At 60.1% G+C, this 24366-nt stretch carries 24 protein-coding genes; 14 read left to right on the top strand and 10 right to left on the bottom strand.

Annotation, left to right across the window (positions count from 1 at the left end; genetic code table 11):
• Nucleotides 1–139: 139 nt before the first annotated feature.
• Together B0H98_RS16245 and zigA are read left to right on the top strand one after the other, a co-directional pair.
• The gene (locus B0H98_RS16245; RefSeq protein WP_106376114.1) at nt 140–415 is read left to right on the top strand and encodes a TIGR03643 family protein; all 276 of its coding nucleotides are present in this window, start codon (nt 140–142) and stop codon (nt 413–415) included.
• A 105-nt stretch (nt 416–520) separates the two neighbouring features.
• Nucleotides 521–1747 carry a zinc metallochaperone GTPase ZigA gene (zigA, locus tag B0H98_RS16240; RefSeq protein ID WP_106376113.1) on the top strand — a complete coding sequence of 409 codons (1227 nt, stop codon included), beginning with the start codon at nt 521–523 and terminating at the stop codon, nt 1745–1747.
• Between the two features lie 70 nt (nt 1748–1817).
• Here zigA and B0H98_RS16235 read toward each other — a convergent pair whose 3' ends face one another.
• A complete protein-coding gene (locus B0H98_RS16235; protein ID WP_340162386.1) occupies nt 1818–3212 on the bottom strand; it encodes a PepSY-associated TM helix domain-containing protein in 1395 nt (464 codons plus the stop codon).
• A gap of 246 nt (nt 3213–3458) precedes the next feature.
• On the opposite strand from B0H98_RS16235, the gene B0H98_RS17335 reads away from it, so the two are divergent.
• On the top strand, nt 3459–3890 hold the full coding sequence (locus tag B0H98_RS17335; RefSeq protein ID WP_106376111.1) for a DUF2946 family protein: 432 nt from the start codon (nt 3459–3461) through the stop codon (nt 3888–3890).
• A gap of 211 nt (nt 3891–4101) precedes the next feature.
• On the opposite strand, the gene B0H98_RS16225 is transcribed toward B0H98_RS17335, so the two are convergent.
• The gene (locus B0H98_RS16225) at nt 4102–5025 is read right to left on the bottom strand and encodes a LysR substrate-binding domain-containing protein (protein WP_106376110.1); all 924 of its coding nucleotides are present in this window, start codon (nt 5023–5025) and stop codon (nt 4102–4104) included.
• Between the two features lie 143 nt (nt 5026–5168).
• Here B0H98_RS16225 and B0H98_RS16220 point away from each other — a divergent pair, with 143 nt between their 5' ends.
• Both B0H98_RS16220 and B0H98_RS16215 read left to right on the top strand, forming a co-directional pair.
• Nucleotides 5169–6350, top strand: coding sequence for a M20 aminoacylase family protein (locus B0H98_RS16220; protein WP_106376109.1), 1182 nt, complete (start codon nt 5169–5171; stop codon nt 6348–6350).
• A gap of 57 nt (nt 6351–6407) precedes the next feature.
• Nucleotides 6408–7922, top strand: a complete 1515-nt coding sequence (locus tag B0H98_RS16215) for an AbgT family transporter (RefSeq protein WP_106376108.1) — start codon at nt 6408–6410, stop codon at nt 7920–7922.
• 84 nt (nt 7923–8006) lie between these two features.
• On the opposite strand, the gene B0H98_RS16210 is transcribed toward B0H98_RS16215, so the two are convergent.
• From B0H98_RS16210 to B0H98_RS16185, 6 genes are all read right to left on the bottom strand, one after another.
• Complete coding sequence (locus tag B0H98_RS16210; protein WP_244183206.1) at nt 8007–9323, bottom strand: TRAP transporter large permease; 1317 nt, start codon at nt 9321–9323, stop codon at nt 8007–8009.
• Nucleotides 9320–9826, bottom strand: coding sequence for a TRAP transporter small permease (locus B0H98_RS16205; protein WP_106376107.1), 507 nt, complete (start codon nt 9824–9826; stop codon nt 9320–9322). The genes B0H98_RS16210 and B0H98_RS16205 overlap by 4 nt, the downstream gene beginning before the upstream one ends.
• A 62-nt stretch (nt 9827–9888) precedes the next feature.
• Nucleotides 9889–10887 (bottom strand): TRAP transporter substrate-binding protein DctP, encoded by a 999-nt coding sequence (gene dctP, locus B0H98_RS16200; protein ID WP_106376106.1) that lies wholly within the window; start codon nt 10885–10887, stop codon nt 9889–9891.
• A 129-nt stretch (nt 10888–11016) separates the two neighbouring features.
• Complete coding sequence (gene leuD, locus B0H98_RS16195) at nt 11017–11655, bottom strand: 3-isopropylmalate dehydratase small subunit (protein ID WP_106376105.1); 639 nt, start codon at nt 11653–11655, stop codon at nt 11017–11019.
• Nucleotides 11643–13094, bottom strand: a complete 1452-nt coding sequence (gene leuC, locus B0H98_RS16190; protein WP_106376104.1) for a 3-isopropylmalate dehydratase large subunit — start codon at nt 13092–13094, stop codon at nt 11643–11645. The genes leuD and leuC overlap by 13 nt, the downstream gene beginning before the upstream one ends.
• A gap of 195 nt (nt 13095–13289) precedes the next feature.
• On the bottom strand, nt 13290–14072 hold the full coding sequence (locus B0H98_RS16185; protein WP_244183205.1) for a GntR family transcriptional regulator: 783 nt from the start codon (nt 14070–14072) through the stop codon (nt 13290–13292).
• 251 nt (nt 14073–14323) lie between these two features.
• Between B0H98_RS16185 and B0H98_RS16180 the strand changes: the two genes are divergently transcribed.
• The 6 genes from B0H98_RS16180 (at nt 14324) to B0H98_RS16155 (ending at nt 19703) form a co-directional block, all read left to right on the top strand.
• Nucleotides 14324–14719, top strand: coding sequence for a nuclear transport factor 2 family protein (locus B0H98_RS16180; RefSeq protein ID WP_106376102.1), 396 nt, complete (start codon nt 14324–14326; stop codon nt 14717–14719).
• A gap of 25 nt (nt 14720–14744) precedes the next feature.
• Complete coding sequence (locus B0H98_RS16175; protein WP_106376101.1) at nt 14745–15638, top strand: isocitrate lyase/PEP mutase family protein; 894 nt, start codon at nt 14745–14747, stop codon at nt 15636–15638.
• Nucleotides 15639–15718: 80 nt separating this feature from the next.
• Complete coding sequence (locus B0H98_RS16170; protein WP_106376100.1) at nt 15719–16378, top strand: isochorismatase family protein; 660 nt, start codon at nt 15719–15721, stop codon at nt 16376–16378.
• 10 nt (nt 16379–16388) lie between these two features.
• Nucleotides 16389–17342: a polysaccharide deacetylase family protein gene (locus tag B0H98_RS16165; RefSeq protein WP_106376099.1), complete on the top strand. Its 954-nt coding sequence runs from the start codon at nt 16389–16391 to the stop codon at nt 17340–17342.
• A 4-nt stretch (nt 17343–17346) separates the two neighbouring features.
• On the top strand, nt 17347–18279 hold the full coding sequence (locus B0H98_RS16160; RefSeq protein ID WP_106376098.1) for a polysaccharide deacetylase family protein: 933 nt from the start codon (nt 17347–17349) through the stop codon (nt 18277–18279).
• Nucleotides 18279–19703, top strand: coding sequence for an FAD-dependent oxidoreductase (locus B0H98_RS16155; RefSeq protein ID WP_106376097.1), 1425 nt, complete (start codon nt 18279–18281; stop codon nt 19701–19703). The genes B0H98_RS16160 and B0H98_RS16155 overlap by 1 nt, the downstream gene beginning before the upstream one ends.
• A 73-nt stretch (nt 19704–19776) precedes the next feature.
• Here the strand turns inward: B0H98_RS16155 and B0H98_RS16150 are convergent, their stop codons facing one another.
• A complete protein-coding gene (locus B0H98_RS16150) occupies nt 19777–20835 on the bottom strand; it encodes an SDR family oxidoreductase (RefSeq protein ID WP_106376096.1) in 1059 nt (352 codons plus the stop codon).
• A 127-nt stretch (nt 20836–20962) separates the two neighbouring features.
• Between B0H98_RS16150 and B0H98_RS16145 the strand changes: the two genes are divergently transcribed.
• Nucleotides 20963–21904, top strand: a complete 942-nt coding sequence (locus B0H98_RS16145; RefSeq protein WP_106376095.1) for a LysR family transcriptional regulator — start codon at nt 20963–20965, stop codon at nt 21902–21904.
• A 90-nt stretch (nt 21905–21994) separates the two neighbouring features.
• A complete protein-coding gene (locus B0H98_RS16140; protein ID WP_106376094.1) occupies nt 21995–23110 on the top strand; it encodes a metallophosphoesterase in 1116 nt (371 codons plus the stop codon).
• A gap of 1 nt (nt 23111) precedes the next feature.
• On the opposite strand, the gene B0H98_RS16135 is transcribed toward B0H98_RS16140, so the two are convergent.
• Nucleotides 23112–24020, bottom strand: coding sequence for an MBL fold metallo-hydrolase (locus B0H98_RS16135; protein ID WP_106376093.1), 909 nt, complete (start codon nt 24018–24020; stop codon nt 23112–23114).
• Nucleotides 24021–24284: 264 nt separating this feature from the next.
• Between B0H98_RS16135 and B0H98_RS17365 the strand changes: the two genes are divergently transcribed.
• Nucleotides 24285–24366 (top strand): transposase (locus B0H98_RS17365; RefSeq protein ID WP_217901937.1); only part of this gene is annotated, 82 nt, incomplete at its 3' end.

Genomic DNA, 24366 nt, shown 5'->3' with positions numbered 1-24366 from the left:
GTTCAGGGCTACGCCCCACCCCGCATATTCTATAAGCACATTTCGCGCCAATTTCGAGAATGCCTGAACAACGAAGCGCGTCTGTTGCCTTATAGTGCAGGCCTTACGCCGCCGCTCATTTATTGACCAAGGTACCAGCATGCCCAACGCATCGGTAAAACGCTTTCGCCGCCTGCCCGAGGACGAACAGTCGCGGGTGATCGAAATGGCCTGGGAAGACCGCACGCCGTTTGAAGCCATCGAAACGCTCTTTGGCCTTGCCGAACCCGATGTGATCGAGGTGATGCGCAGTGAGCTGAAGCCCGGCTCGTTCAGGCTTTGGCGCAAGCGCGTGACCGGCCGCGCCACCAAGCATCGCGCCCTGCGCTCCCCCGCCATACAGCGCGGCTACTGCCCAACTCAGTACAAACGCTGACGCTTCAGAAAAGCCTTGAAAGCACTTCAAGACAACGCCTTTCTAATTGCCACTAAATTGTTATATTATTACATAACATAAACTCCCTTTAGAGGCGTTCTGGCAATGACTGCGTTTTCTCCCCTGCCCGTTACCGTGCTGTCGGGCTTTCTTGGTGCAGGCAAGACCACCGTGCTAAATCATATCCTCGCCAACCGTGAAGGCCTGCGCGTGGCGGTGATCGTCAACGATATGAGCGAGGTGAATATCGACGCCGCGCTGGTGCGCGGTGGTCCCGGTGAATCCATCCTGGATAACGAAGTGGCGCTCAACCGCTCGGAAGAGCGTCTGGTCGAGATGAGCAATGGCTGCATTTGCTGCACGCTGCGCGAAGATCTGCTGGTCGAGGTCGGCCAGTTGGCCCGCGAAGGCAGGTTTGACTATCTGGTGATCGAATCCACCGGTATCTCCGAGCCATTGCCGGTAGCGGAAACCTTCACCTTCGAAGACGAAAGTGGTCAAAGCCTTTCTCACGTGGCGCGGCTGGATACCCTGGTCACCGTGGTGGACGGTGCCAACTTCATGGCCCAGTACCGCGAGGCGCAAAGCCTGGCGGAAGCGGGAGAAAGCCTGGGCGACGAGGACGAGCGCAACGTGGCCGACCTGCTGGTCGATCAGATCGAGTTCTGCGACGTCTTGCTGATCAGCAAGACGGATTTGATCAGTGAAACCGAGCTTGCCTCCCTGAAAGCCATCCTGCACTCGCTCAACCCGGATGCGGAACTGGTACCGATCCGCCAGGGCAGCGTACCACTGGATAAGGTGCTGGATACTGGCAAGTTCGACTTTGAGCGCGCCCAGCAGGCGCCAGGCTGGCTCAAGGAGATGCGCGGCGAGCACGTGCCGGAAACCGAAGAGTATGGCATTGGCAGCTTTGCCTACCATGCGCGCCGCCCTTTTCACCCCGCGAAGTTTCACGACCTGCTTCATTCAGAGTGGTTTGGCGAAGGCCTCTTGCGCTCGAAAGGCTTCTTCTGGCTGGCGACGCGCCCCCAGTGGGCCGGGCAGTGGAGCCAGGCTGGCGGCATCGCCCACCACGGCGTGGCCGGCATGTTCTGGAAGGCGATTCCGGAAGAGCGCTGGCCGGAGGACGCAGAGTACCGCGAATTCATCCTGGAAAAGTGGGAAGAGCCGTTTGGCGATATGCGCCAGGAGCTGGTATTTATCGGCCAGCACCTGGATCAGGCGCGGATGCGTCAGGCGCTGGATGACTGCCTTTTGAGCGAGGACGAACTGCTCGCCGGGGCCGAAAGCTGGAAAACGCTGCCGGACCCCTTTCCTGCCTGGGAATAAGTGACCGAACCCACCGAAGGCCCCGGATAACGATCCGGGGCCTTTTCTGTTACACCTTGATAGCCGCGCTTCAGACGCTTTGCCGCTTTCGAGAAACGGCAAAGCGCAGCGCATCGATGAGAACGATGACGACCAGACTCCCGCCCAGTACCGGCAAGGCGAAGCCTAACAGCACCAGAACGACGAGCAGGCTTGCCTGAATGGCTAGAGGTAACATGACGAACAGCGCCGTCAGGGTCTGCGCCTGATTGACCGTGGCACTCTTGATACGCTGCCACCACATTCGATAGCCCCATACGATCAAAAAAACCAGCGCAGCCGCCAACAGCGCCAGCACCAGCTGGTTCACCAGCCCGAACAGCACGCCCATATGTAAATCGACGCCCCAGCGCGTCAGCTTTGCCGCCAGCGGGAAAGTGGCAAAATCCGTTTGATCGAGAATCCGCATATCGCCGGGGTTCAGAGTGACCTGATCTACCTGGGTAGGCCAGCGACGATCGATTTCAGACACCCGCCACGCCCGGCCTTCACCGGCGGGCGGCTCTATCTGAAGTCTGTCGGCCATCAAGCCGGCGCCTCTTGCCGCTGCCAGCGCCTGGTCAAACCCTTCAGCGTTTGCATACTCCCCGACGTGTGGAGCACGGCTCACGCCATGGTCGGCATGCATATCGTGATGATCGTGGGCGCCATGAATAGGCGCATCGCCGGGCATGGAAAGCACGGTCGATACGCTGGGCGTCCCCCAGCCCCAGGCCTGTCTCAGCTCGCCGATATTGCCGCCAGCCCACTGCGACCAGGTAAGCCCGGTGGCCGAAAAGAACAAGAGCCCGACCAGCGCCAGCGCACCCACAGTGGCGTGGTGGCGCCTAGGCTTCATGCGTGGGCTGGTGCCATTGAGCGCTTTACGCCTTGTGAACCAAAGCATCAGGCCTAACAGGGCGATAATCCATAGCCAGGAGGCGGCAAGCTCGCTATAGAGCCGTCCGGTATCGCCGAGCAGCAGGCCGCGGTGGAAGTGATCAATGGCGGTACGAAACGGCAGGATACCGCTGGTGCCGTACACCGTCATGTCGCCTTTCACTTCAAGGGTTGCCGGGTCAATGAAGATGGCGCGATGCTCGGATGGCCCAAGTGCTGTGTCGGCAAACATCACTCGCGTGGTGCTGTACGCATCCGGCGCGGGGCGAACCGCCGCTGGCAGTACGTCCTGCCCTGCCGCAAGTCGGGCGGTGTCGACTTGCCGGGCCAGCGGCTGTGGCGCGCCTTCGGCGCTTGCGGTCAACGCATCGCGGTATAGCCAGGACTCTACCGAGGGCGTCAGTACATAAACCATGCCGGTCAATGCCGCCACCAGTATAAAAGGCCCTACCAGTAACCCTACGTAAAAGTGCATACGCATTAGTAAGGCAAAAAGAATCTTTCCACTTCGCCTGGGCGGTGGTAATTCGGCTTTTTTCGATGGCATGTTCTATCTTTCCCGATAAGTTTACGAAAGACGGCTATACGCAAACAAGCTATAAACATTGGCGAAAGCGTTAACTACCGCCCATACGCCAGGCAATCTTTTAAACCTGTACAGGTGTGGCTTTATATTAAAGAAGCTTCAGGCGTTTAAGGCTTGCTGCATTTATCCACCACCGACGATTAGGGCCGCGGAAGGCAAGCTGCTACAATCGCTTCATCTGCAAACGCCTCTGGAAACCGATTGACGATGCCGCTATCCCGCGGGGCACGCATGCTCTACTACCGCTGCACGCTCGCGATGGCGTGGGTGGCAATGTGCCTGTTATTTGCAGGGCCAATCATTTCCCAATTCCAGGCCGCCCAGCATCATCAAGATGCCCATTCCGCCCACACTGGCCACCATCACCACCCCACGTCCGCTATAGCCCCCTCGGGTCATTCACTTGATACCGCGAGTGAACTGAGGGCTTTCGACGCTCTGGCGAATTGGCATACGCAGTGCGGCTACTGTGAATTATGGCAACACAGCCCTTCGCTCTCGATAGCGTTACCTGCGATTGCGCAGGGCGCATTGATCACTCTTGGCGACGTTTCGTCTGCGCCTCAAATTGGCGCAGCCTTCCACTACAACTATCCGCATTCGTTAACGCGCGGACCTCCACCCTTATCTAATGTCTAGTAAACCCCTACGCAGTTGCTTTTATAGTAACGCGTAAAACGAAAAATCAAATAGGGCGACTATGCTTTTTTTAAGCATAACAGCGCTCGGAATAACTGCGGCTTGTTAGTTATAAATTACTCTTGAAAACGCTTTGAATATCAAAATATGGACTCAGTAATAGAGTATTCATTAATCGAACATTTAAAGATCGACGGACAGTGCACGATGATTAATCGAATACCTTGAGGCTTTCGAAGATTTTTTGCTCGACTAATGCAATCAGCTCGACATTGATGGCGTTGATGGCGGGCTCGAGATTCTTTTCCAGCGGCAGAATGATCTGAAAGTCGTAATACAGATCAAAGCCGAGCGGGCGAACCACCACGCCCGCGCGCTTGGCATCGCTGGCCGACACCGCGTTCAAGACGGCCAGGCCTGCGCCATTCGCCACCAGACGAATTGCCATCTCCCCCAATGAGACGGTCCATATTTTCCTGGGCGAAACGGCGTGCCTCGCCAGGCGTTGTGAGATCAGATGACGCCCTTGTTCCTTGGGCTCCCCGCAAATCAGCGTTTCGTCGGCAAAATCCTTGATATCGATAAGTGCCTTGTCCTCCAGCGGATGCCCTGAGGGAATAAGACACATACCGGGCAGAGAGTATTGGAAACTCTGATAACGCGGATCAACACGGGTATCACTGGTGATGCCGAAATCGAAACGCTGGGCCACCATGTCATCGGGTATCTGGCTTGAGCGATAGGAGTAGAGGCTGATCTCAAGCTCGGGAAACTGCTCGGCCAGCAGCGTTGCGGCATCCGGTACCAGGCTCATGGCAAACGAGGGCATGCTGACCACCCTCAGCTGGCCAGCCGCTTGATCCTTCAGCCGTTCAGCAAACTGACGCAGATGATGCAGCCCCACATAAACCCGCTCCACTTCGTCATAGAACAGCGTGCCCCGCCGGGTCGGCAGCAGGCGGTTGTTATGGCGCTCAAAAAGATCGAACCCGAGCCTTGCCTCCAGCTGTTTTATCAAACGACTGATAGCCGGTTGCGAAATCAGCATCTTGCTGGCGGCTTCCGTTGCACTGCTGGTTTTCATGATCCACATGAAGGCTTCTATCTGACTATCCGTAAACCCTCGATAAGCCATAACATTTCGTCATCCTTCGATAATCAAAAATCAATATAACTGCTTAAAAGAGCCAGTATACAGTTGGGTAAGGCTAAAAAAGCTGCACCCAGCATCACAACATAATATTTAGCTATCGTTTGATGAATTCATGAGGATTGACCATGATCGATGAAATTTCCGAGCACAATGCCCTGTTTACCGCCTGGCGACGCGACATCCACCAGCACCCCGAACTGGGCTTCGAAGAGCAGCGTACTGCCAAGTTAGTGGCTGACCGGCTGACAGAGTGGGGGTTTGACGAAGTGCATACCGGCATCGCGACCACCGGCGTTGTGGGTGTGCTGCGGGGCAAGACGCCCAGTTCTCGCACTATCGGGCTGCGTGCCGACATGGATGCCCTTGCCATGACTGAAAACAATCAGTTCGGTCATGCATCACTCACTCCAGGCAAGATGCACGGCTGCGGTCACGATGGACATACCACGATGCTGCTGGCCGCCGCGTGGTATCTGGCCAGGCATCGCGACTTTTCCGGTACCGTGCACTTCATTTTCCAGCCTGCTGAAGAGGGTCTGGGCGGCGCCAAGGTCATGGTGGACGAAGGTCTGTTTGACCGATTCCCTTGTGATCGTATCTACGGCATCCACAATATGCCGGGTATTCCTCAAGGCGAATTCTGGCTTCGCGATGGTGCACTGCTGGCCAGTTCCGACCGCTTCACCATCGACATACACGGCAAGGGCGGTCACGCAGCCATGCCGCAGCACGTTATTGACCCGATGCTGATCGTGAGTGCCATCATCAGCGGCGCGCAATCCATCGTCAGCCGCAATACCTCTCCACTGGATGCGGCGGTGCTCTCGTTTACCGACCTGCACGCAGGCTCCGGCACGTTCAACGTCATACCCGACAACGCTACCATGATGGGCTGTATCCGCTCCTTCAATGACACCGTTCGCGAGCATGCCATCCAACGGTTGAAGCAGCTGGTGGAAAGTACCGCGGCCGCCTATGGCGCCACCGCCACGCTCGCCTTTCGCCCTGGCAGCTATCCGGCCACGGTCAACGACTCCCACGCCGCACAGTTGGCTGCCGACGTTGCCCGCGATGTAGTCGGCGATGCCAAAGTGAACACGAACTGCCTGCCGGTTTCCGGCAGCGAAGACTTCTCCTTCATGCTGCAGGCGATTCCGGGCTGCTATGTATTTCTGGGCAATGGCTTAGAAGGCGAAACCGGGGGTGTCAGCGTTCATAACCCAAGCTACGACTTCAACGACAGTATCATCCCGGCAGGCGCCTCCTACTTTGTCCAGCTCATCAAGCGCGAACTCCCCGCGCATTAAGCACTTCAAAAAATACAACATTCAAAAGGCACTTCCTGACATAAAGCGGAGAACAACATGGAAGCCAGTAAAACCAGGATTTCCGGTGGCGACACCGGAATCATGCATCGTATTGCGCGCATAGCCGATGCTCTGCCCCACCCCTTCATCATGTTTCTTATCCTCTTTCTCGTCACGCTGGGCCTGTCCGCCGTGATGAGCCAGTGGGTCGCCCCGGTTCGCCACCCTGCTACCGATGAACTCGTACAGGTTCGCTCGCTGCTTAGCTGGGACGGGCTGAGATTCATGGTGACCGGGGCAGTGACCAATTTCACCAGCTTCCGCCCGCTTGGCCTGGTGCTTGTCATGGTGCTGGCGCTGGGGCTGATTCAGAAAACCGGTCTTGCCGACGCGACCATCCGGCGCATGCTGAGCAACGTGGCACCATCACTCATTACGCCGGCGGTGATTGTCACTTCCATCCTCGCCAATCTGGTGTCGGATGCCGCCATTTTTCTTATTCCACCGCTTGCAGCGCTCATGTTCAAAACGGTTGGCCGCAACCCGATTGCCGGTATTATCGTGGCATTCATCGCTGTCTTTGCCGGTTTCAGCGCCAACGTCTTCATTGCCGGAACGGACCTTCTGATTTCGGGAATATCGACCGAAGTCGTGCAGAGCGTTCGCCCAGGCTATGAAGTCAGCGTTGTGTCCAACTGGTTCTTCATGTGCGCTTCGGTGCCGCTCATCACGCTTATCATCACGGTGATGAACGATCGGTACGTCGAGCCCATGCTGGCGCGTTTTGAAGATCAGGGCACCGAGGAAAAAGGGGAGCAGGATATACAGCTAACCGACAGGGAGCGCCGTGCGCTGCGCTATACCGGCCTGGCGGCCCTGGCATATATTGCGGCTGTTCTGCTGCTGATCCTGCCCGAGAGTTCTGGACTGCGTAATGCCGAAGGCGGCCTGCTGCCCTCGCCGTTCATGAGCGGCCTGGTACCCATCATCGTGCTGTTCTTCAGCCTGTGCGGCATCGTTTACGGTATTACCATCGGCAAGATCAAACAGGCAAGCGACGTGCCGCGCTTGATGGAAGAAGCGATGCGCGACATGTGCGGGTTTATCGTCATCGTGTTCATGGTGGCGCAGTTCATTGCCATCTTTAACTGGTCGAATTTGGCCATCGTCAGCGCGGTCAATGGAGCCGACTGGCTGTTGAGTATCAACATGCCGACGCCGATGGCCTTATTGTGTTTCATTCTGCTGGCAGCGGTTGTCAACCTGTTTCTGTACAGCGGCTCGGCACAGTGGGCATTGATGGCACCGATCTTCCTGCCCATGCTGATGCTCGTGGGACTTGAGCCGGAAGCCATTCAGGCAGCTTATCGGATCGCGGACTCCTCAACCAACGTCATCTCGCCCATCAACCCCTACCTGCCACTGGTGCTGGCGGTCATTCATCTCTACAACAAATCGTTTACGCTCGGCCACCTGCTGACCATTGCCATGCCCTACTCCCTTGCCATTCTGGCCGGCTGGAGCAGCCTGTTCTTCCTCTGGTATCTGCTGGAATTACCGTTTGGTCTGTGAGCATTGTTTATAATCACCTGATAGACAGTGCATAAAAAAGAGAGAGGCCGAGGCCTCTCTCTTTTGTTGTTGCCATTTAAACCATTAGCGCACCATGCCGGGCAGCCACGTCGCAAGGCTTGGGAAGATGATCAACACTACCACCAGCAGCATCGAACAGAGGATATACGGAATCGCCGCGGAGTAGATTTCACGCATGGTGGTACCAGGCGGTGCAACCCCCTTCATGACGAACAGCAAAAGCCCCAAGGGCGGTGTCGAAAAGCTGATCTCGAGTGCCAGCAGCACCACCACACCAAACCACACCAGGTCGAACCCCAGCGCCTGGGCCAGCGGGAAGAAGATCGGCACGGTCAGCATCATGATCGAGATCTGCTCCATGAAGGTGCCCAGCACCAAAAGCACCGCGAACATGGCTAGAAGCATCAGAATCGGCGAGAGATCGAAACTGGTGGCCCACTGGATCAGCCCGCCCGAGGCGCCGGAAAAGCCCAGCAGCTGGCTGAAGGTTGCCGAGCCAAACACGATCAGATAGGCCATGAGCGTGACCTTGAGCGCACCTGATACCGAAAGCTTGAACGCCTCCCAGGTCATGCAGCGGAAGATGAAAGCCAGAATGATCACCCCGAGTGCGCCAAAGGCGGCCGCTTCCGAGGGTGTGGCGAAGCCTATCAGCATCAGCGCCACGATGATCACCATCACGCTCAGCATGGGCAGAATGTCGGTCACGATCAGCTTGAGCTTGGCGCTCAAGGGGACCGGCTCAAGCTCATAAGCAGGCGCCGCATCCGGGTCGAGCCTGGTCTGCAGAAAGATGGTGACGATGTAGAAGCCGGCCAGCGTCAGGCCAGGCAGGATGCCTGCGATCAGCAGCGCGCCGATATCCACCTTGGCAAGGGTTGCCAGCAGTACCGCCAGCGCCGAGGGCGGAATGATGATCGCCAGCCCACCAGTACCCAGAATAGGGCCAATGGCCATCTTCTTCTTATAGCCGCGACGCTCCATCTCGGGCACCAGAAGCGACCCCATCAGTGCCGTCGAGCCCATGGAGGAGCCGCTCAGCGTCGAAAACGCCGTGCCGCCGACCACGGTCACATACGAAAGCCGTCCGGGCACCTTGCCCAGCAGCTGATCCACGGCGTTGAACATCTTCATCCCAAGGCCGGTGCGAAAGAACAGCTCCCCCATCAGCAGAAACAGCGGTATGGGCACCAGGTTGAAGCTCGAAAGCGCGCCGAAACCGTTGTTGAGCATCTGCAGGATGCCGGTCTGGCCGCCCATGAAGTGCCAGGCGCCGATCACGTTGGCGGCCAGAAACGCCAGCGCAATCGGCGTGCCGATCGCCATGAAGATCAGAATCAGCGACAGCAGAAAAGCGAGTGCAAAGTACCATTCCATCATTCTTTAATCCCCGCTTCGCCGCTGTGAAGAATGTCCCGGCCGACCACGAAGCGGCCGAATTCGATCGCCATCAGGGTAAAGCTGAGCGGAAACACGACCGTCAGCATCCACTTGGGCACAAAGAAGGCGCGCACGTCGTAGTCGTTACGTTCGAGATTGAGCAGCAAAAGATCGAGCCCCTTCCACGCAAGCACCCCGCACACCACCACGCAGAGAAGCGACACTGCCCGACTCAGCACATTGAGCACCGGCAAGGGCAGCGCGGCGGTGAGAAGCTCGATATGCACGTGACCTTTCTGCCGCACAAGCCACGGCGCGCCGAGTAGCGTCAGGTAGAACATGGCGTATTCGGTGGAGAGGAAAAACCACGCCGAGGGCTGAAGCCCCAGATTACGAATCACGACCGATAGCACCACCGCCACCATCAGCCACACCAGCATGATGGCGGCAAGCAGGGCCATGCCGTTAAGCAGCAGCGAATAGCCGCGTTGTGCATAGCGCATAAGGCACCCTAGAAAAAGCCCCATAGGAAAAGGCGCCAGCGACGCTGGCGCCCGGCACGCGGTTACAGATCGTTGAATTTCTCGATCAGCGTCTCAAAATGCTCAAGCCCCATGGGGTGGCGCTCCATCTGCGTGCGCATGCGCGCCCAGGTGGCATCGCGTGCGGCATCGGCGTAGCGCTGACTGGCCTCACCTTCCAGCGTGATCACCTGCATGCCATCGGCTTCCAGCTGGGCCTGCTGCTCTTCTGATAGCGCTTCGAGCTTCTCGGCGCTTTCGCGCTCATGCTCGATGGCCACTTCCTGAAGGATCTGCTGGGCCTCTTCGCTCAGTTGGTTCCACTTGTTCAGGTTGACGATCACGCCCATGTCGGTGGAGAAAAACGCAGGATCGACCCGGTAGTTCAGAAAGCGGTCCCAGTTGAGGTCTTTCAGGCCGATCTGGGTCCAGCCGGTGGCATTGACCACGCTGCGCTCCAGCGCCGCGTACACGTCGGTGGTGGGCAGGCTGATGGGCTGCGCGCCCAGGTAATCCTGGAAGAAGGCGTCATATACCGGGTTACTACGCAGGCGCAGGCCGGAAATACTCAGGTTGCCCTCTCCATCGACCTTGGGTTCTTCGATGGTATACAGGTTGTAGCTCACGCCGCTGTCGAACCAGCCCAGATAGTAAGTACCCATCTTTTGCTGATGGATCTCGTTCAAGAGGTCGATACCGCCATTTTCACGCGCGTAGATGGCGTTGGTGTTGGAGGCGACCATGGCATCGCGCTCGGGCACGGTGCCGGCGTAGAAGCTCGCCGCGGTATAGGCCATGTCCACCACGCCATTGCGCACGGCGTCGGGCTGCTCGGAAAGGCCGATGACTTCGGGGCCGCCGCGCACGTTGATCTGCACCACGCCTTCACCGCGCTCGTTGACCTTGTCGACGAACTCCAGAAAGCTCTGGGTGTAGATCAAGGAAGGGGGAAATGCGTGAACGGCGGTAATCTGGTCAAGCGCCATTGCCTGGCCTGACGCCATGGCCGCGAGTACGCCAAAGGTGATTGCTGTTTTTTTCATTATATATCTCCTGCACAAGAGGATCGGTCATGAGGTCGTTGTAGTGTTAATTCGTTGCGGCAAGCGTGTGTACTGTTGTTATTGGACGTACGGGGCAGCCTGGCGGAGCTTGTTGGCCAGGCTTACTGGCTATCCTTTGCCGATCAAGTCGAACGCCTGCGGTCGAGGTGCTGCCCACGGAAATGTCTGGGCATAGTCGGCGGCAAAGCGGGTGATCGTATCCGCGTGCTGGCGGGTCAGGTCGATATCGTCCCAGCCGTTGAGCAGCTTGGTGCGCCACACCGGGCTTACCGAAAAGCTGACCTCCACTTCTGCCACACGAATGCGCTGGGCCTCGAGATCGACCCGGATCGGGGCGGGCTCATCGCCGAGCGCCGCCAGCAGACGCTCGGCGTCCTCCTCTTCCACCACCGCCGGAAGCATGCCGTTGTTCACCGCATTGGAGGCGAAGATATCGCCAAAGCTTGGTGCGATGACGCAGCGAAAGCCGAAATCCACCAGTGCATACACCGCCGCCTCCCGCGAGGAGCCGGCGCCGAAGTTGCGCCGGCTGACCATCACTTCGGCATCGTTAGCCCCGGAGCGGTGCAGAATGAAGGCCGGGTCAGGCGTGCCCTTTGCGTCGTGGCGAACGTCGTAAAGCAGAAACTGGCCGTAACCGACGCTGCGCGGCTCTTTCATGAAGCGCGCCGGAATCAGCTGGTCGGTATCCACATTGGCGGCGGCAAGCGCCACGCCTTGGGTATCGAGTACGGTTATCGGCTGCATGACGGCGCTCCTTCTGAGCGTGGCGATTGCGCGCTGGCCAAAGACAGCGTGCGAATATCCGCAAGGTGGCCACTGACCGCAGCGGCGGCGACCATGGCCGGCGACATTAGATGCGTGCGCGCCCCCGGCCCCTGGCGGCCCTTGAAGTTGCGGTTGGTGGTCGAGGCGCAGCGCTCGCCGCTGGGTACCGTATCGCCGTTCATCCCCACGCACATCGAGCAGCCCGAGTGGCGCCACTCTAGCCCCGCATCAACGAAGATCCGGTCGAGCCCTTCGGCTTCGGCCTGCGCCTTCACCTGGGTGGAGCCTGGCGAGACGACGCCGGGCACGCGGCTTTTACGCCCGTTCAATATCGCCGCGGCAGCGCGCAGGTCTTCGATGCGCGCGTTGGTGCACGAGCCGATGAACACCCGATCAATGGCGATATCGGTCAGCTTCTGCCCAGCTTTCAGCCCCATGTAGTCGAGGCTTGCGCGAATCTGGCGCGCCTTGGCCAGGTCCGTAGCGTCGTCCGGCACGGGGACGTGCTGGTCGATTGGCAGCGCCTCTTCCGGCGACACGCCCCAGGTAACGGTGGGCGCGATGTCGGCGGCGTTGATCGTGACGTCCAGATCAAAGGTGGCGCCCTGGTCGCTGTAGAGCGTGGACCAGTAGGCGCAGGCCTGCTCGAACGCCTCGCCTTTCGGGCTGTAGGGGCGGCCTTTCAGATACTCAAAAGTGGTCTGGTCCGGAGCAATCATGCCGCAGCGCCCGCCGCCTTCGATGGAGAGATTGCACAGCGTCAGCCGTGCCTCCATCGAGAGTGCGCGAATCGCCTCCCCAGCGTACTCGATGGCGTAGCCGCGGGCGCCGTCGGCGCCCAGGCGTGAAATCCAGGTCAGCGCGATATCCTTGGCGGTCACGCCCGGAGCAAGCGTTCCCTCAAGAGTGATGCGCATCACCTTGGGCCTGCTCTGCCAGAGCGTCTGGGTGGCCAGCACGTGGGCCACTTCCGAGGCGCCGATACCAAAGGCGATGCTGCCGAACGCGCCGTGGGTGGCGGTATGGCTGTCGCCGCACACCATGATCAGCCCCGGCTGGGTAAGCCCCTGCTCGGGGCCCATGACGTGAACGATGCCCTGACGCGGGTCGTCCAGGCCGAACAGGGTAATATCATGGCGCTTCGTGTTGCTTGAAAGCTGCTCGATCATGGAACGCACTTTCGGGTCCGCCACGCCATCGAGCCGGCGGGCAAGCGTAGGCACGTAGTGGTCGGCAATACCGAAGGTCAGATCCGGCCGGGCAACGGGAAGTTCGCGCTCGGCAAGCTTGTTGAACGCGTGAAACGACCCTTCATGGACAAAGTGGCGATCGATCCACAGAAGGCTCTGCCCGCTTTCACCGCGGTGAATCTCGTGGGCACGCCAGACCTTGTCAAACAGCGTTGTGGGTGTACTCATTGTATTGGCTCATTGTCTCGGCTCGGTCTACGTGGGCTTTTCAGGCAATTATTCTTGGCATCAAAAAACGCTTCCTGACGACTGCCCTGCCTCTACCCCAATACAACTAGCGCACTATAACAACACAGGTCAAATGTATTTTTTGTATTTTTATATCGGTATTAAATTTAATACATTAAAAATCATCCATACCGCTTATGTTCCTTCGCCCTGAGTCGGCATCCCCCCCACCTTGGGCTCCCAGTAGCGCGAGTCGTCTTCACCGTTGCGCGCAAGGTCGATCTGGAAGCGGTAACGGTCCGGGCGATACAGCGCGTCCAGATGCTCGACGCCCCGGCCCTGCTCATCAAACACTACCCGCGTCAGGGAGATCAGCGGTGAGCCCACGGCGACACCCAGCGCCTCGGCGACATCGTGATTGGCAAGGGTCGCGGAAATCGACTGGGAGGCGTGATCGACCTTCACGCCGCTGCGCTCGAGCAGCACGAACAGCGGCGTATGGGCCAGGTCCATCTCGTTGTAGTGCAGTGCCACCGACTCGGGCACGTGCGTGACCAGATGCGAAAACGGCTTGTCGTCCACCATGCGTACGCGTACCGAGCGCTGCACCTTGCCGCCATGGGCCATGCCCAGGCGCTCGCGAATCATTTCCGGCGGCAGTACGTAGGCAAACTCCAGAAGCCGCACTTGGGAGGCCTGGCTCATCTTGAGCATGTTGGGCATCAGGTTGGAGACACTGGCGGTCATGACGGTGGCATCCAGCGGGTATTCGAGCACCACCGTGCCGACGCCGGCCCGACGGGCAACGAGCTTTGCTGCCTGCAGTGCCTCCATGGCACGCCGCACGGTGACTCTGGATACGCCGTGCTGCTCGGCCAGCTTGTTCTCACCCGGCAGCTTGCTGCCTGCCGGCAGGCGCCCGCTCAGGATGGCGTCTTTCAACAGCAGATAAATTCGGTGCGATTTTGTCCCGCTCATCGCAGAGGATTGCGCCTCGCTCATCCCCGCTTCTCCCTTGGCTGTGTACGAGTTGTTGTGTAAAAAATTTTATCCCAGGCTTGACGCGGTGCTAATAATGGACATAAAAATGTATTACACATAATACATATACAACGACAATCAACAACACAATTACCGCTTGCCCAACGGCCATTATTGCAGAATCACCGCCGCGCCAGTAGCGCAGGCAGTGGGCCCGAGCGTGCGGTTGCCTGCAGGAAAATTCGACCATGGCCAACCCGGCATCCGCTGACACAATCAACAACGACGCCGAGCGCGTACGCGCTTTTCTGACCGCCATGGAGGCGCGCCAACTGCCGGACGCACAGGCGCTGCTGGCCCCGGGTGCTGTCATGCAGTTTCCCGAGGCGCCACCCATGTACCGGCTGAGCGATCTGGTGGCGTGGGCCAAAACCCGCTATCGCCATGTCCGCAAGACCTTTCACGCCTTCGACACCATGGTCACGGACAACCGTTCGGTCGTGGTATGCCACGGTGAACTGAGCGTTGTGTGGCTGGATGGCAGCACCTTTTACGGGGTGCGCTTTATCGACCGCTTTGAACTCACCGGTGGCCTGATTACCCGCCAGGACGTGTGGAACGACCTGGCGCTGATTCGCCGCTAACGCTTACCTGGAAAAAGAGAACGCCATGACACGCCAACCATCGTCTGCACACCAGCCAAGCCATCTCAAGCAGAAGCTGCACGACTCTCCCATCGTGGTCGCCCCCGGCGTATTCGATGCCCTCGGCGCCTCGCTTGCCGAGCAGGCCGGGTTCGATACGGTCTACCTTTCCGGCGCGAGCCTTGCCTACACCCAGCTCGGCCGGCCGGATATCGGGCTTTTGAGCATTACCGAAATCTGCACCGCGATGTCGCACATTCGCGAGCGCACCCGCCTTTCGGTGGTGGTGGATTGCGATACCGGCTTTGGCAACGCCATGAACGTGATGCGCAGCGTAAGCCTTCTGGAGCGCGCCGGTGCCAACGCCATCCAGCTCGAGGATCAGACCTACCCCAAGCGCTGCGGCCACCTGCGCGGCAAGACCCTGGTGCCCAAAGGCGAAATGGTCGGAAAATTGCATGCCGCACTCGACGCCCGGGAAAGTGACAAGACGCTGATCATTGGCCGCACCGATGCCTTGGGCGTCGAGGGCACCGACAGCGCCATCGAGCGTGCCCAGGCTTATAGTGATGCCGGCGTGGACATGCTGTTCATCGAGGGTATCCGCAGCGACGAGGATATCCAGAAGATCATGGCACAGTTCAAGGGCAAGGTGCCCATCATGGCGAACATGGTGGAAGGGGGCGATACGCCGCTGCAGAACGCCCAGGCGCTCGAGGCACTGGGCTTCTCGCTGGTGATATTCCCGGGTGCACTGGTGCGGGCGATCACTCATATGGCCAGCCGCTTCTTCGCCACGCTCAGAGAAGACGGCACCACCGACGCTTTCCGCGATCAGATGCTCGATTTCAAAGAACTCAACGACTACCTGGGCACCCAGAAGATGCTCGAGCTGGGTGAGCAGTACGACAACCGCTGATTCTGGACAAGCGATAGTTCTTGATCATCGATGTGCGCAATCATGGCTTTACGTGAATAAATAAAATGCAGGAGACCACCATGCAGACCACCGACAAGACGGCCAAGGAAATCTTTTTTGAGGTAATGGCCAACCCTCAGCGGGTGCCCTTCGGCTTCGGCAGGAAGGCCGTACTGGTCAATGTCGACCCGCAGAAGGCCTATACCCGCACGGATCTTTTCAAGACCGCCTACGAAACCGACCCGAAACAGCTCGAGTACACCAATCAGCTGGCCCGCGGCTTTCGGCAAAAGGGGTGGCCTGTGGTCTGGACTCACGTGGCCTTTCTGGACTCCGCCGAAGATGCCGGCGTGTGGGGCACGCGCACCGACACCCCGGACTCGCTGCAGAACATCAAGTACGGCTCTGAGCGTGCCGAATTCGACGAGCGCGCCGAGATCGACCGCGCCCGCGATGTGATCTACACCAAGCGCATGCCCTCGGCGTTTTTCGAGACCCCGCTGCAGTCGCTTCTAGTGTGGCATCAGGTGGATACCGTGATCATCACCGGCGGCTCGACCTCGGGCTGCATTCGCGCCACCGCGGTAGAGAGCTTATCCCGCGGCTATCGCACCATCGTGCCGATGGAGTGCGTGGCCGACAAGCACGAGAGCTACCACTACGCCAACCTGACCGACCTGCACCTGAAATACGCCGACGTCATGCCCGTGGCCGACGTGCTGGCATGGCTCGAGGGCTGAGGAGCAAACCATGAAGGAATCCCTTGGCGTATACGACTACTGGGCCTATGACCAGCGTCCCAAAATCGAGTGGCCGGGTGGTGCGAAGGTCGCCTTCTGGGTCGCGCCCAATATCGAGTATTACGAGCTCGACCCGCCCCAGAACCCCAGCCGTAAGCCCTGGCCGCACCCACATCCGGCGGTTCCGGGCTTCAGCATTCGCGATTACGGCAACCGGGTAGGCCACCAGCGCCAGATGGCGCTGCTGGACAAGTACGGCATTCGCGGCTCCGTTTCGCTGTCGACGGCGCTTTGCGAGCACCATCCGGAAATCATCCAGATGTGCAAGGAGCGCGACTGGGAGTTCTTCAGCCACGGCATTTACAACACGCGCTACACCTACGGTCTGAGCGAGGCCCAGGAGCGCGCCATGATCCGCGACAGCATGGAGACCATTCACCGGCATACGGGCCAGGCCTGCGCCGGGTATCTGGCGCCGGCGCTTTCGCACTCCGAGCGCACGCTGGATCTGTTCGCCGAAGTGGGCGAGGAGCTTTTTGGAAGCGATGGCGGACTCTACACCTGCGACCTGTTCCACGACGACCAGCCCACGCCGGTACGCGTGCGCTCCGGCAAGCGGTTCATCTCCATGCCTTACTCGCTCGAGATGAACGATACCATCGTCTATGCGGTGAACAAGGTGGAGCCGCGCCAGTATGCCACCATGCTCAAGCGCCACTTCGACCGGCTGTATGCCGAGGGCGCCGAGTCCGGCACGGTGATGTGCATCCCCACTCACAACTACCAGGTGAGCTGCCCGCACCGCATCAAGGCGTTCGAAGAGGCGCTCGCGTACATTACCGGCCATCCGGACGTGTGGGTCGCCACCGGCCGCGAAATCGCCGACTACTACCTGAAGCACTATTTTGATGCGGCACTCGACAGCATGGCCGTCCAGGCCGCCACCGCCGGCAGGGAGGCGTAACGCCATGGCGCTCAACGACGACTATCTCGATTACCCCAAGCGCCGCCACGGCTACGACCACGACCGCTATGACTGGTCGATGCTCGGGGAACGCCCCCCGATTACCTGGCCCGGCGGCAAGACGCTGGCGGTATGGATCAATATTTCGCTGCAGTTCTACCCGTTAAACCAGCGCGGCGAGCCGTTCAAGGTCCCCAACGGCATGACCATGCCCTACCCGGACCTGCGCCATTTTTCGCTGCGCGACTACGGCAACCGGGTCGGCATCTACCGCGTTCTCAAGGCGCTCAAGCAACACGATATTACGCCCACCTTCGCGATCAACGCCCAGCTCGCCGAGCAGACGCCTTATCTGGTCAGGCGTCTTCAAGAACACGGCGGCGAGTTCATCGCCCACGGCTGGAACATGGACCACCTGCACTACGGCGGCCAGCCCATCGAGGAAGAGGCCGAGCTGGTCAAGCGCTCGGTACAGACCCTGCGCCGCGTGACCGGCCAGAGCATTCGCGGCTGGCTGAGCCCGGCCAAGCACCAGAGCTTCAACACGCCGGACTTATTGTCCGAGAACGGCATTACCTACTGCGCCGACTGGGTCAACGACGATTTGCCCTATGTCTGGAAGACGGCCTCAAAAAACACACTCACCATGATGCCGCTTTCCACCGAGATCGAGGATCAGTTCGTGATGAGCCAGAACCTGCACTCGGAAGATGCCTGGGTGACCCAGGTGAAGGATGCGTTCGATTTTCTGCTGGAGGAGTCGCGCACCGCCGGCGGGCGCCTGTTCGCCCTGAACCTTCACCCCTGGCTTGTCGGCCAGCCACACCGCATCGCCTGTCTGGAAGAAGTGCTTGCGCATATCAGCGGGCACGCTGAAGTGTGGCAGGCGCCAGCGGGCGAGATTCTGGATGCCTTCACTCACGCGGAGCAGGCGTAATGGCGATCGTTCCCTACACCCACACCACTGAATTCGATGCCCACCTGCCGCTTTTGATCATCGGCGGCGGAGCCTGCGGGCTGGTGGCGGCACTGGCCGCTCAGGAAGCGGGCATCGAGCTTGCGGTGCTGGAGCGCGACGCGCTCCCCCGGGGCAGCACGGCGATGTCTTCAGGCTTCATTCCCGCCGCCAACACGCGCTTTCAAAAGGCCCTGGGTGTAAACGACACACCCGCCGAGATGGCTGCCGACATTCAGCGCAAGAACGGCCATGAGGCGGACCCTGCCATCGTGGATGTGCTGGCGACGCGCTCGGGCCCCGTCATCGAATGGCTTGCCGAGCAGCACCGGCTGCCTTTCGAGCTGGTAGAGGGTTTTCTCTACCCGGGCCATACCCACCTGCGCATGCACGCCACGCCCCGGCGCACCGGCGAGGAGTTGATGGGCGCGCTGCTGGGTGCTGTGGAAACCGCCGGAGTGGATATTCTTACCCAGGCGCGGGTTGTCGATCTGCACGTGGATGACGCTCGGCGGGTACGCGGTGTGACGCTCGAGCGCCCCGACGGCAGCCGGGAAACCATCGGCTGCGACGCGCTGATACTCGCCTGCAACGGCTACGGCGGCAATCCGGAACTGGTGGATCGCCATATTCCGTCGCTCAAGCACGCGCTCTATTACGGCCACGAAGGCAACCAGGGCGACGCGCTCTTGTGGGGTCAGGCCATGGGGGTGAGCACCAAGGACCTTGGCGCCTGCCAGGGCCACGGCTCGCTTGCCACGCCGCACCAGACACTGATCAGTTGGGCGGTGATGATGCAGGGCGGTATTCAGGTCAACGTGCAGGGCGCACGTTTTTCCAACGAGCACGGCGGCTACTCGGAGCAGGCGGCCAAGGTGCTGGCTCAGCCCGACAAGATCGCCTGGAACGTGTTCGACGAGCGCATTCACGCGTCAATGCTGGCTTTCGAGGACTACCGCAACGCGTTCGAAGCCGGCGCCGTGCGCCGCTTTGAGCGCCTGAACGAGATGGCGGCCGGCCTGAACCTGCCCCTGGCTGCCCTCGAGAACACCTTTGCCGCCATGGAGCAGCACGCAGACCAGAAAACGGTGGACACGTTTGGCCGCCGGTTCGAGCCAAGCCTTCTGCTCGCGCCGCCCTACTACGCCATTCGCGTGACCGGGGCGCTGTTTCATACCCAGGGCGGGCTCGAAATCAACCCTCAGGCGCGAGTGCTAACTCCCCAGGGCCAGGCGCTGCCCAACCTGTTCGCCGCCGGTGGGGCCGCCCGCGGGGTGTCCGGTTCAAGCGACAGCGGCTACCTTTCCGGCAACGGCCTGCTGAGCGCGGTCGTGCTGGGCGCCGTGGCGGGCGAGAGCGCCGCAGCACTTTTGAACCTCAAGCTGCACTCGGGGGTACTGCCCTAGCCGGTCTTGAACGCCTTGAACGCCAACCGGGGTGCCAGCAGGCACCCCGGTTTATCTGCTTTAAAGTACAGGCTCAGGGAATGATGCGCTCGGCGCGCAGGCGGGTGAACAGATCGAAGAACGCGCCGCGGGTTTCGCGGAAGTGGTCGAAGCCGAAATCACGCGATTTGGTGGTGTCGTTGACGCATTCGAGCTCGCGGCCCAGGTCGGCGTCGGTGTGCCACCAGGAGGCCAATCTGGTCACGTCTGCCTCGACGAGGTCGTGCTTCGCGGCGATCTGCTTCCAGGTGTCGGCGCTGTCGGCCATCTGCTCTTCCAGCGGCTGTGGCGTTTCTGGGCAGTCGGCCACGTCCAGCCCGAAGAATTCGCCCATCTCCTGCCACATCCGCCGCCAGCGGAACACGTCACCGTTGACGGTATTGAACGCCTGGTCATGCGCGCCAGGCGTCGTGGCCGCCCACTCCATCTGGCGCGCCAGCTGGAGTGCATCGGTCAGGTCAGTCAGCGCGTTCCACTGGGTTTGTGAGCCCGGGAAGGTGAATGGCTTGCCGGTTTCCTTGCAGATGGAGGCGTATACCGCAAGCGTTACGCCCATGTTCATGGCGTTGCCCAGGGCGTAGCCGATCACGGTGTGCGGGCGGTGGACATTCCAGCTGAAACCGTCGCGCTCGGCGGCGGCGAACATCGTGTCTTCCAGCGCGTAGTAGAAGTTCTCGCCGGGCACGCGGGGGGCGGATTCGCGAAACGGCGTCTCCGTCTTGCCGCTGCCATAGCTTTCAAAAGAGCCCAGATACTGCTTGGTGCCGGTAACCAGTGACACGTGCTCGATATCGCCCCCCTGCAGGGCATCGAGCAGGTTCTGCATCATGGCGCCGTTGGCCTCGACGTTCTCCTTCTCGCTGTCGCGCTTGATCCAGGTGCAGTAGAACACGTGAGTAATGGGCAGCGCGGCAAGCGCCTGCCGGGTGGCCTTGCGATCCAGCAGGTCAGCGGTGACGGGAAGGATGCCCGTTTGAGTCGTCGGGGTGCGCGACAGCCCGTAAACCGTCCAGCCGCTGGCGTTGAGAAAGCTTGCCAGATTACCGCCGGTGATGCCGGTCGCGCCAACCACTAATGCAGTACCTTTACGCATCGTTTACTCCCGTTAAAGACCGACACGCAATGTGCGTGTTCGTTATCGATAGGAAGCATTCTGGTAAAAGTGTATCGTTGCTGCTATCGGAAAAATCGCAAATCTTTATTGCGCAAGGAGCAACTCCATGGATCTCAATGCCCTGCGCGTGTTTGAGCGCGTGGCCGCCACCGGCAGCTTCACCGCGGCCGCCCGCCACTTTCACCGTGCGGTGTCGTCCATCTCCCGCCAGATCGCCGCCCTAGAGGCGTCATTGGGTCAGCAGCTTCTCTACCGCCATACGCGCGCGGTCACTCTTACCGAAGCCGGCGAGCGCTACTATCAGGACGTTCGCGAGATTCTCAAGCAGCTGGACCTGGCCACCGAAGCCGTGCAGGCGCCGGGCGGCGAGCCGTCGGGGCTTTTGCGCATCAACGCGCCGGTCGCCTTCGGCCAGCGCCAGATCGTGCCGATCTTGAGCGCCTTTCAGCGCCGCTACCCAAGCGTCAAGGCCGAGCTTCTCTTGACCGACCGGCTCACCGACCCGGTCCGCGAAGGTATCGATATCACCTTTCGCGTCGGCGAGCTGGCCGATACCACTCTGGTGGCGCGCCGCCTCGCCCCGATGAACTATGTCGTGGCGGCGTCCCCCGAATACCTGGCGCAAAGAGGCACACCGCCCACCCCCGAAGCACTCGATCACCACGACTGCCTGCTCTATCAGGGCGAAATGGGCCGCCAGCGCTGGTACTTCCACGCCCCGCAGGCGCGTGAGCCGCTGGTCTGCAAGGTGGACGGCTCGCTCTACAGCAACGACGCCGAAAGCCTGGTGCGCGCCGCCACCCTCGGCCAGGGCCTGGTCATGTTCCCGACCTGGCTGATTGCCGACGAGCTGGCCTCGAAAGCGCTGATACCCGTACTGGAAACGTGGCGTGGCGAAGTAGCCCCTACCCGGCGCGACATTCACGTGCTCTATGCTCAGCGCCATGCCGATACTCGCAAGATCCGCGCCTTTCTGGATCATCTGTTCCAGACGCTTTGGCCAACGCCCGCCTGGGACAGGTGGCGCGAAAGGCGGGTTGCCAGCTGAGCCAACGTGACGCGCCGATTTTCTTTGCCGAATGAATGATTTAGTGCTTTGCTTACCCCTTTGCGCCTACCTTCTACACGAGAGCTGTTGATGTTCCACTACGCTGTTACCATCCCCTGCCTGATCGTTATTGTCCGGTGTCTGCTGCCGCTGCGCTGGCCGATGTGGATCAAGGCCCTGCTGAGCATACTGCTGCTGCTTGTTTCCCAGCACCACCTGCTGACACGGCTGGCCTTTGGCAGCATGTTCTCGCCGGAGGTGCCGCGCCCGCTGGTACTGCTGATCAACACCCTGTTCGGCGCCATCTTGCTGCTGGCAGCGCTGCAGCTGGCGGTGGATCTCGTCACCCTGGCCGTGGCGGCCGTCAGGCGCAAGCGCCTCAAGATTCCCGCACGCCTGCGCTACGCTCTGGCCGCTGTTGCCCTTGGCGTGGCGGCGTTTGGGGTAAGCCAAGCGGCGCGCATACCGCCGCTGAAGGAAGTTGAGGTGACGATTGCCGGGCTGCCCGAGGCGTTTGACGGCTATCAGATCATCCACCTGACGGATCTGCATATCAGTCGTCTGTTCGAAGCGCCCTGGGTGGAGACGGTCGTGGCCAAGACCAACGCCCTGGCGCCGGATCTGATCGTGATTACCGGTGACTTGATCGACGGCCATCTTGACGTTCGCCGGGACGACGTGGCACCGCTTGAGGCGCTTTCAGCCCCGGACGGCGTCTACGCCAGCCCCGGCAACCATGAGTACTATTTCGGCTATGAGCAGTGGATGGCGCACTATCAGGCGCTGGGTATCCAGATGCTGGCCAACCAGCACGCGGTGGTCGAGCGCGAGGGTGCGGCGCTGACGCTTGCCGGAGTGACGGATCTCTCCGCCCGGGGCAAGGGGTTTGCTGCGCCGAGCGTGGAACAGGCCCTTGTGGGCGCCCCGGAAGATGCCCCGGTCATTCTGCTGGATCACCAGCCGAAAAATGCCGCCAATGCGGCGCGCCACGGGGTGGATCTTCAGCTTTCCGGGCACACCCACGGAGGCATGATCCTAGGCTTTGATCGGGTCGTGGCGAAGGCCAACAACGGCTTCGCCTCCGGCTTTTACGAGGTCGACGGCATGACGCTTTACGTCAACAACGGCACCGCCCTGTGGCCCGGTTTCGCCCTGCGCCTGGGCAAGCCCTCGGAGCTTACCCGGATCACGCTGCGCCGCGAATGAGCTAGTCCCACTTCGCCCCGCCCAGCACGTCGAGGGGAATCTTCAGGTAGCGCTTGCCGTTGGCTTCGGGCTCCGGCAGACGCCCGCCGCGGGTGTTGACCTGCAGCGCATGTAACATCAGCTTGGGCATGGGCAGTTCCTCGTCGCGCTTGTTGCGCAGCGCCACGTAATCCGCCTGATGCTTGCTCGTCAGATGCGGGTTGTTTTCCCGCTGCTGGGCCACGCGGCTCTCCCACGCGGGTTCCCGCCCGTTCGGCATGTAGTCGTGGCCGGTAAACAGGCGGGTGGTATCCGGCAGCGCAAGAATGGCCTGGATCGAATCCCAGAGTGCCTCGGCGCTCCCCCCGGGAAAATCCGCCCGCGCGGTACCAAAATCCGGTTGAAACAGCGTATCGTGAATAAACGCCGCATCGCCGATAACGTAGGTAATCGAGGCCAGCGTATGGCCCGGCGACAACATTACCCGGCCTTTGAGCTCGCCAATCGCGAAGGTGTCCCCCTCGGCAAACAGAGTGTCCCACTGGCGGCCATCTGTTGGCATGTCAGGCCAGTGATAGATCTCTTTCCAGAGCGCCTGCACCTGGGTCACGCGCTGGCCGATGGCCGTCGGCGCGCCGGTTTTCTGTTTCAGGTAATGGGCGGCGGAAAAGTGATCTGCATGGGGGTGGGTATCCAGTATCCACTCGACGCGCAGGCCGTTTTTGGCCACGTAGGCCAGCAGCTCGTCGGCATGGTGGGTGGCCGTGGCGCCGGACTTCTCATCGAAATCCAGCACCGGGTCGATAATGGCACACGCTTGCGTCACAGGGTCGCTGACGATGTATTGAACGCTGAAGGTACGCGGATCGAAAAAACCCGCAACCTCCGGCATCCCGTTACCCGTACTCGCTGAATGTGCAAACGTCTTCATGCTACTTCCCTCATGGCCTGTGAGTGATGGTTTTAATAGCCTACCATCCTTCTTTATATGCCATAAGCATATCCCCATATAGAATAAGAGATATGGCTAGCCATTATTAGCATAAATACTGGAAATACACGGATTTCAAAATCTTACCAGCTGAATCAGCTACTAGCTGATCCTCACTAAATTTATTGAGCAAACTGCGACGTCACCCCCTGATTGAGTAGCGCTACACTTTAGAGTCCGATCCTATGCGTAAGGAGATTGGACATGAAGAAGCGTTTCAGCGAAGAACAGATCATCGGTTTTCTGGGCGAAGCCGAAGCAGGACTGCCCATCAAGGAGCTATGCC

The sequence above is a fragment of the Vreelandella songnenensis genome (genome assembly GCF_003002925.1).
Lineage (GTDB): Bacteria > Pseudomonadota > Gammaproteobacteria > Pseudomonadales > Halomonadaceae > Vreelandella > Vreelandella songnenensis.
Note: the sequence above shows the minus strand (reverse complement) of the source record. Positions and strands in the feature narration are given on the sequence as shown.

Excerpts from the sequence above, each read along its gene's own strand:
- B0H98_RS16245 (WP_106376114.1), top strand. The coding sequence starts at position 140 with ATGCCCAACGCATCGGTAAAACGCTTTCGCCGCCTGCCCGAGGACGAA.
- zigA (WP_106376113.1), top strand. The coding sequence starts at position 521 with ATGACTGCGTTTTCTCCCCTGCCCGTTACCGTGCTGTCGGGCTTTCTT.
- B0H98_RS16235 (WP_340162386.1), bottom strand. The coding sequence starts at position 3,212 with ATGCCATCGAAAAAAGCCGAATTACCACCGCCCAGGCGAAGTGGAAAG.
- B0H98_RS17335 (WP_106376111.1), top strand. The coding sequence starts at position 3,459 with ATGCCGCTATCCCGCGGGGCACGCATGCTCTACTACCGCTGCACGCTC.
- B0H98_RS16225 (WP_106376110.1), bottom strand. The coding sequence starts at position 5,025 with ATGGCTTATCGAGGGTTTACGGATAGTCAGATAGAAGCCTTCATGTGG.
- B0H98_RS16220 (WP_106376109.1), top strand. The coding sequence starts at position 5,169 with ATGATCGATGAAATTTCCGAGCACAATGCCCTGTTTACCGCCTGGCGA.
- B0H98_RS16215 (WP_106376108.1), top strand. The coding sequence starts at position 6,408 with ATGGAAGCCAGTAAAACCAGGATTTCCGGTGGCGACACCGGAATCATG.
- B0H98_RS16210 (WP_244183206.1), bottom strand. The coding sequence starts at position 9,323 with ATGATGGAATGGTACTTTGCACTCGCTTTTCTGCTGTCGCTGATTCTG.
- B0H98_RS16205 (WP_106376107.1), bottom strand. The coding sequence starts at position 9,826 with ATGCGCTATGCACAACGCGGCTATTCGCTGCTGCTTAACGGCATGGCC.
- dctP (WP_106376106.1), bottom strand. The coding sequence starts at position 10,887 with ATGAAAAAAACAGCAATCACCTTTGGCGTACTCGCGGCCATGGCGTCA.
- leuD (WP_106376105.1), bottom strand. The coding sequence starts at position 11,655 with ATGCAGCCGATAACCGTACTCGATACCCAAGGCGTGGCGCTTGCCGCC.
- leuC (WP_106376104.1), bottom strand. The coding sequence starts at position 13,094 with ATGAGTACACCCACAACGCTGTTTGACAAGGTCTGGCGTGCCCACGAG.
- B0H98_RS16185 (WP_244183205.1), bottom strand. The coding sequence starts at position 14,072 with ATGAGCGGGACAAAATCGCACCGAATTTATCTGCTGTTGAAAGACGCC.
- B0H98_RS16180 (WP_106376102.1), top strand. The coding sequence starts at position 14,324 with ATGGCCAACCCGGCATCCGCTGACACAATCAACAACGACGCCGAGCGC.
- B0H98_RS16175 (WP_106376101.1), top strand. The coding sequence starts at position 14,745 with ATGACACGCCAACCATCGTCTGCACACCAGCCAAGCCATCTCAAGCAG.
- B0H98_RS16170 (WP_106376100.1), top strand. The coding sequence starts at position 15,719 with ATGCAGACCACCGACAAGACGGCCAAGGAAATCTTTTTTGAGGTAATG.
- B0H98_RS16165 (WP_106376099.1), top strand. The coding sequence starts at position 16,389 with ATGAAGGAATCCCTTGGCGTATACGACTACTGGGCCTATGACCAGCGT.
- B0H98_RS16160 (WP_106376098.1), top strand. The coding sequence starts at position 17,347 with ATGGCGCTCAACGACGACTATCTCGATTACCCCAAGCGCCGCCACGGC.
- B0H98_RS16155 (WP_106376097.1), top strand. The coding sequence starts at position 18,279 with ATGGCGATCGTTCCCTACACCCACACCACTGAATTCGATGCCCACCTG.
- B0H98_RS16150 (WP_106376096.1), bottom strand. The coding sequence starts at position 20,835 with ATGCGTAAAGGTACTGCATTAGTGGTTGGCGCGACCGGCATCACCGGC.
- B0H98_RS16145 (WP_106376095.1), top strand. The coding sequence starts at position 20,963 with ATGGATCTCAATGCCCTGCGCGTGTTTGAGCGCGTGGCCGCCACCGGC.
- B0H98_RS16140 (WP_106376094.1), top strand. The coding sequence starts at position 21,995 with ATGTTCCACTACGCTGTTACCATCCCCTGCCTGATCGTTATTGTCCGG.
- B0H98_RS16135 (WP_106376093.1), bottom strand. The coding sequence starts at position 24,020 with ATGAAGACGTTTGCACATTCAGCGAGTACGGGTAACGGGATGCCGGAG.